The 6,431-nt window shown below is 58.9% G+C and carries 6 protein-coding genes; 5 read left to right on the top strand and 1 reads right to left on the bottom strand.

Features of this window, described 5'->3' with window-relative positions:
* Positions 1–101 precede the first annotated feature (101 nt).
* A complete protein-coding gene (gene rlmG / locus AACV31_RS04550) occupies positions 102–1,232 on the bottom strand; it encodes a 23S rRNA (guanine(1835)-N(2))-methyltransferase RlmG (protein ID WP_075197368.1) in 1,131 nt (376 codons plus the stop codon).
* An 85-nt stretch (positions 1,233–1,317) separates the two neighbouring features.
* On the opposite strand from rlmG, the gene AACV31_RS04545 reads away from it, so the two are divergent.
* From AACV31_RS04545 to sstT, 5 genes are all read left to right on the top strand, one after another.
* Complete coding sequence (locus AACV31_RS04545; RefSeq protein WP_165155659.1) at positions 1,318–1,830, top strand: M48 metallopeptidase family protein; 513 nt, start codon at positions 1,318–1,320, stop codon at positions 1,828–1,830.
* Between the two features lie 69 nt (positions 1,831–1,899).
* On the top strand, positions 1,900–2,547 hold the full coding sequence (locus AACV31_RS04540; protein ID WP_370458107.1) for a SanA/YdcF family protein: 648 nt from the start codon (positions 1,900–1,902) through the stop codon (positions 2,545–2,547).
* A gap of 83 nt (positions 2,548–2,630) precedes the next feature.
* Positions 2,631–3,629: a Gfo/Idh/MocA family protein gene (locus AACV31_RS04535; RefSeq protein ID WP_165155655.1), complete on the top strand. Its 999-nt coding sequence runs from the start codon at positions 2,631–2,633 to the stop codon at positions 3,627–3,629.
* Between the two features lie 266 nt (positions 3,630–3,895).
* Positions 3,896–4,864, top strand: a complete 969-nt coding sequence (locus AACV31_RS04530) for a TerC family protein (protein WP_165155653.1) — start codon at positions 3,896–3,898, stop codon at positions 4,862–4,864.
* Positions 4,865–5,157: 293 nt separating this feature from the next.
* A complete protein-coding gene (gene sstT / locus AACV31_RS04525; protein ID WP_165155651.1) occupies positions 5,158–6,405 on the top strand; it encodes a serine/threonine transporter SstT in 1,248 nt (415 codons plus the stop codon).
* The last annotated feature ends 26 nt before the right edge of the window (positions 6,406–6,431 follow it).

Genomic DNA, 6,431 nt, shown 5'->3' with positions numbered 1-6,431 from the left:
ATGGCGGGTGCGCTGCGCTTACCCGCCCTACGTTCCAGGCCCATTCATATTGTGTAGGGTGGGTAAGCGCAGCGCACCCACCGTCCCACAAACCGCCCTTCTCAGCGGCTTTTGCGCAGCTTCACCGCCTTCAACACCACAAACTTATTGTTGGTCGCGACGGTCGTGCAGTTGCCGAAAATCTTCTTCAGCTTGCGGAAATAATCGAGATGACGATTGCCGACGATGCGCAGCTCGCCGCCCCACTTCAGGCAACGGCGGGCGTCCTGGAACATCTGCCAGGCGATATGATCGGTAATGGCATGTTGCTGATGGAACGGCGGGTTGCAGAGCACCGCGTGGAAGCTTTCCGGCTCAACGCCCGTCAGCGCGTTATTCACCTGAAACTCGCAGCGATCCAGCGCGTCCGGCAGATTGGTTTCAACGTTCAGACGGCTTGAAGCCACCGCCATGTAAGACTCGTCGACAAACCGCACCCGCGCCTGCGGGTTCTGCGCCAGCAGCGTCAGGCCGATCACGCCATTACCGCAGCCGAGATCCACCATCTCGCCTTCCACCGCTTCCGGCAGATGCTGCATAAAGAAGCGCGCGCCGATGTCGAGATTCGCGCGGGAAAACACGCTGGCGTGGTTATGAATCGTCCACGGCGTGCCGTCGAGCTTCCAGCTTAATGTCTCAGGCGCGTCGGCAAGCGCCGGGGCGCTGAAGGCGCAATGGATCAGGCGCGCCTTTTTCCAGGCGAGCGTCGTGGTCGTCGGCCCCAGGATTTTTTCAAACAGCGCCAGCGTCGAGGTGTGAATATCGCGCGCTTTGCCGCCCGCGATAATGCGCGTCTGCGGCGTCACCACCTGACGCAGCGCTCGCAGTTGCTGCTCCAGCAGCGCGAGCTGTTTCGGGATCTTCATCAGCACCAGCTCCGGTGCGGCGGGCAGCGGGCTCAGGCTGTCCTGCAGGGTTACCCAGGATTCGTCGATATCGTTCAGGCGTAGGTTGTGGCGCGTGGCCTGGTGGGCGATGAACGAATCGTTGACGCTGACCGGGCGAACATCCGCCAGCGCACAGGCGAGCGCGCCGAAACTGTCGTTGAAAATCAGTACCGGACCGGAGGGCTGTTCGACCTGTTGCAGCAGATATTCATCCGCCGCTTCCCAGGCCTGCAGCGGCGTCTCTTCCGGCATTGGCGGAAAACGCTGCAGCGTCAGTGTTTGATTGAGTAACTCCACCTGGCTCATCGGCCCTCCCGAATGGTAAAATCCGCGCGTTTTATCCCTTAATTACACCCCTGAGTAAACCTTTTTTTCACCCGCTGAGGCCGTGATGACCACACTGACGTATCTCCAGGGCTACCCGGAATCGCTGCTTGCTCAGGTGCGCACGCTGATTGACCAGAACCGCCTCGGCGAAGTGCTTGAGAAGCGCTATCCGCACAAGCATCTGATAACCACCGACAAAGCGCTTTATGACTATGCGCAGGGACTGAAAAACCGCTATCTGCGCAGCGCCCCGCCGCTCAATAAAGTGGCGTATGACAATAAAATCCACGTCATGAAGCACGCGCTCGGGCTGCATACCGCGATTTCCCGCGTGCAGGGCGGCAAGCTAAAGGCCAAGGCGGAGATCCGCGTCGCTACGGTGTTTCGCCAGGCGCCGGAAGATTTTCTGCGGATGATCGTGGTGCATGAGCTCGCGCATATTAAAGAAAAGGAACATAACAAAGCCTTTTATCAGCTGTGCTGCCATATGGAACCGCAGTATCATCAGCTCGAATTCGACACCCGCCTGTGGCTGACCCAGCTTGCGCTGGCGCAAAGCGGCGGGCGGACGGCTTAACCTCAGTTTGTGCAAGGACGCAACGTGAAACTTCCTACTCGCTGGAAACACGGTTTTACCCTCGCCGCCATGCTTCTCATGGCCGTTATTGCGCTGTCGGCGGTGGCCATATTCGCTGCCGACCGCGCGGTCACGCATGCCGCCTCAGGCAGGTTATATGACACGGTCGGCAACACGCCAGCCCGCAAAGTAGGACTGGTGCTGGGCGCGCGTCCTGACAACCGCTTTTTCAACCGCCGTATTGAAGCCGCCGCCGCGCTCTACCACGCCGGGAAAGTCTCGTGGCTGCTGGTGAGCGGCGATAACAGCCGTGCCGATTACGATGAGCCGACGGCGATGGCCGAAGCGCTCAACCGTCACGGCGTGCCCGCCGCCGCGATTTTTTGCGACTATGCCGGATTTTCGACCCTCGATTCCGTGGTGCGCGCCCGGCAAGTGTTTCAGGAAAACCGCATTACCATAATCTCGCAGGCGTTCCACAATCAGCGCGCTATCTACCTGGCGCAGCATTACGGCATCGACGCCATCGGGTTTAACGCCGAAGATCCGGCTTTTCGTCATACGCAATATACGCTGCTGCGCGAGCGGTTCGCCCGCGTGCGTGCGCTGCTTGATGCCCGCCTGTTGCGCCGCGAGCCGCACTTCCTCGGCCCCACCGTGGCGATAGGTCCGAAAGACGCGCCGCGCGGCTGCAATATTTACGCGGCCACACCCTAACAATCTGCGCCCGCGCGCACTGGTTTTGTCATTTTCGCGTGTTACTCTGAAAAGATATTCACTGCCGGAGAAGACACGCCCTTATGATACGTTTCGCCGTTGTTGGAACGAACTGGATCACCCGCCAGTTTGTCGATGCCGCCCACGAGACGGGCAAATTTACCCTTACCGCTATCTACTCCCGCAGCCTTGAACAGGCGCAGGCGTTCGCCAGTGATTACCCGGTGGAGCATCTCTTCACCTCGCTGGAGGCGCTGGCGCAAAGCGATGCCATCGACGCGGTCTATCTCGCCAGCCCCAATGCCCTGCACTTTTCCCAGTCCTGCCTGTTCCTGAGCCATAAAAAGCATGTGATTTGCGAAAAGCCGCTGGCCTCTAACCTGTGGGAAGTGGAAGCGGCCATCGCCTGCGCGCGCGAAAACCAGGTTGTGCTGTTTGAGGCGTTTAAAACCGCCAGCCTGCCGAATTTCATCGCGCTGCAACAGGCGCTGCCGAAAGTGGGCGCGCTTCGCAAAGTGCTGTTTAACTACTGCCAGTATTCGTCGCGCTACCCGCGTTATCTCAACGGCGAAAACCCGAATACGTTCAACCCGGCGTTTTCTAACGGCTCTATCATGGATATCGGTTTCTATACGCTCGCCAGCGCTGTCGCGCTGTGGGGCGAACCGCATGAGGTGAAAGCCACCGCCAGCCTGCTGGCAAGCGGCGTGGACGCGCACGGCGTGGTTCAGATGAACTATGGCGATTTCGACGTCACGCTGCTGCACTCCAAAGTGAGCGACTCGACGCTGCCGAGCGAAATTCAGGGCGAAGCGGGCTCGCTGGTGATTGAAAAACTCTCCGAATGCCAGCGCATCACCTTTATTCCGCGCGGCGGCAAACCGCAGGAGCTGACGCTGCCGCAGCACATCAATACGATGCTCTATGAAGCCGAAACCTTTGCGCGTCTGGTTGAGACCCACGAAGTCAATCATCCGGGTCTCGCGGTCAGCCGCACGACGGCGAAACTGCTCACTGAAATTCGCGCCCTGACGGGGGTGAAATTCCCGGCGGATGACGTGAGCGCGCCGCTCCCGGCGTAAAGCTTTGTAAAAGCGCCCCGACAAGTCATTGACCGCATAAATGCCTTGTAATAGTTTGTTACTTGCAAAGGGGAGTAACTTCATTGCCGACGGTCGTCATTACGGTGCAACGCATCCGGTCGTCGGGCAGCCAGGCTGTTATCCATGGGGGTAACGCGGCGGCTGTAAGTGAGACCTTGCCGGAAGGCGAGGTCTATGCGGTGCTCTTAAGCAAAGCGGCTGACGTCTTCTGACGTTAGCCGTTTTTGTTTTAGAGGATTTTGCTTATGAATACTGTCGGCACTCCCTTGCTGTGGGGCGGCTTCGCCGTCATCGTGGTGATTATGCTGGCTATCGACCTTCTGCTTCAGGGGCGTCGCGGCGCGCATGCTATGACCATGAAGCAGGCGGCCGTCTGGTCTGTCGTCTGGGTTTCGCTGTCCCTGCTCTTTAACGCTGCCTTCTGGTGGTATCTCACCGGCACCGCCGGGCGTGAAGTGGCGGATACCCAGGCGCTCGCCTTCCTGACCGGTTATCTCATCGAAAAAGCCCTGGCGGTGGATAACGTCTTCGTCTGGCTGATGCTCTTTAGCTACTTCGCCGTACCGCCTGCGCTCCAGCGTCGGGTGCTCATTTACGGCGTGCTGGGCGCTATCGTGCTGCGCACCATTATGATTTTCGCCGGCAGCTGGCTTATTACGCAGTTCGAATGGCTGCTCTATGTGTTCGGCGCGTTCCTGCTCTTTACCGGCGTGAAAATGGCGCTGGCGAAAGAAGATGAAGGCGGGATCGGCGACAAACCGCTGGTGCGCTGGCTGCGCGGACATCTGCGCATGACGGACAACATTGAGAACGAGCACTTTTTCGTGCGTAAAAACGGCCTGCTCTACGCCACACCGCTGCTGCTGGTGCTGATCATGGTGGAGCTGAGCGACGTGATTTTCGCGGTAGACAGCATCCCGGCGATTTTCGCGGTCACCACCGACCCGTTTATCGTGCTGACCTCTAACCTGTTCGCGATCCTCGGCCTGCGCGCCATGTACTTCCTGCTGGCGGGCGTGGCGGAGCGCTTCTCGATGCTGAAATATGGTCTGTCGATTATCCTGGTGTTTATCGGCATCAAGATGCTGATTGTCGATTTCTACCACATCCCGATCGCGATTTCGCTCGGCGTGGTGGGCAGCATTCTTGCCACAACGCTTGTGATTAACGCCTGGGTTAACCATCGCAACGACAGGAAAAAGTTGGCGGAATAAAGTTTTGCCGCCATGCCTTTGACGCCGCCCGCGCTCCTGCGGGCGGCGTTTTTTTATGGGTTGTCTATCGCCCGCGCTTTTGCAACGCGCCCGATGACGGATTTGCTGATTTTGTCACAATAACGTTAATGGATAGTTAAAAAACGGGAGCAATTCAGAAAATCCAGCACTATCCCCTTCCTCCCTGTAGCCAAATCCTTATACTCATCTGTGCAAACTTTTGTTACATCCTGATGCAACGTGGCAAAGAACACGGCGCGGGATGCAACCACATCACTTCTGAAGGAAATAGTATGACTACGCAATCTCAGGGCGGCGGCCTGCTGCACCGCCTGGCACAGGGCAGTCTGGTAAAACAGATTCTGGTGGGACTGGTGCTCGGTATTCTGCTGGCCTGGCTTTCCAAACCCGCGGCTATCGCGGTCGGTCTGCTCGGCACGCTGTTCGTCGGCGCGCTGAAAGCCGTGGCGCCGGTACTGGTGCTGATGCTGGTAATGGCGTCAATCGCCAACCATAAACACGGGCAGAAAACCAATATTCGCCCTATCCTCTGGCTCTATCTGCTGGGTACGTTTTCCGCGGCGCTGACTGCCGTGCTGTTCAGCTTTCTCTTCCCTTCCACGCTGCATCTGGTCTCCGGCGCGACGGATATCACGCCGCCGACCGGCATTGTCGGCGTGCTGCGCGATCTGCTGCTCAGCATGGTCGCGAACCCGATGGATGCGCTGCTGAAAGGCAACTATATCGGCATTCTGGTCTGGGCCGTGGGCCTTGGCTTCGCGCTGCGTCACGGCAATGAAACCACCAAAAATCTGGTGAATGATATGTCGGATGCCGTCACCTTTATGGTGAAACTGGTGATCCGCTTCGCGCCCATCGGTATTTTCGGCCTGGTCGCGTCCACGCTTGCCACCACCGGTTTCGATACCCTGTGGGGCTACGCGCAACTGCTGGTCGTGCTGGTCGGCTGTATGTTGCTGGTGGCGCTGGTCATTAACCCGCTGATTGTTTTTGCGAAAATCCGCCGTAACCCCTATCCGCTGGTGTTCGCCTGCCTGCGCGAAAGCGGCGTGACCGCGTTCTTTACCCGCAGCTCGGCGGCGAATATTCCGGTCAACATGGCGCTGTGCGAGAAGCTGAATCTGGATCGCGATACCTATTCCGTGTCGATCCCGCTGGGCGCGACCATCAACATGGCGGGCGCGGCGATTACGATTACGGTGCTGACGCTTGCGGCGGTGCATACGCTGGGTATTGCGGTGGATGTGCCGACCGCGCTGCTGCTGAGCGTGGTGGCGTCGCTGTGCGCCTGCGGCGCATCGGGCGTGGCGGGCGGTTCGCTGCTGCTGATCCCGCTGGCGTGCAACATGTTCGGCATTCCGAACGATATCGCCATGCAGGTGGTCGCGGTGGGCTTTATCATCGGCGTGTTGCAGGATTCCTGCGAAACCGCGCTGAACTCCTCCACCGACGTGCTCTTTACCGCGGCCGCGTGCCAGGCGGAAGATGCGCGCCTCGCAAGTCACGCGCTGCGTAACTGATGACATACCGGCGGTCTGCGGGCCGC

The sequence above is a fragment of the Cronobacter sp. EKM101R genome (assembly GCF_963888145.1).
GTDB lineage: Bacteria > Pseudomonadota > Gammaproteobacteria > Enterobacterales > Enterobacteriaceae > Cronobacter > Cronobacter turicensis.
Note: the sequence above shows the minus strand (reverse complement) of the source record. Positions and strands in the feature narration are given on the sequence as shown.

Excerpts from the sequence above, each read along its gene's own strand:
- rlmG (WP_075197368.1), bottom strand. The coding sequence starts at position 1,232 with ATGAGCCAGGTGGAGTTACTCAATCAAACACTGACGCTGCAGCGTTTT.
- AACV31_RS04545 (WP_165155659.1), top strand. The coding sequence starts at position 1,318 with ATGACCACACTGACGTATCTCCAGGGCTACCCGGAATCGCTGCTTGCT.
- AACV31_RS04540 (WP_370458107.1), top strand. The coding sequence starts at position 1,900 with ATGCTTCTCATGGCCGTTATTGCGCTGTCGGCGGTGGCCATATTCGCT.
- AACV31_RS04535 (WP_165155655.1), top strand. The coding sequence starts at position 2,631 with ATGATACGTTTCGCCGTTGTTGGAACGAACTGGATCACCCGCCAGTTT.
- AACV31_RS04530 (WP_165155653.1), top strand. The coding sequence starts at position 3,896 with ATGAATACTGTCGGCACTCCCTTGCTGTGGGGCGGCTTCGCCGTCATC.
- sstT (WP_165155651.1), top strand. The coding sequence starts at position 5,158 with ATGACTACGCAATCTCAGGGCGGCGGCCTGCTGCACCGCCTGGCACAG.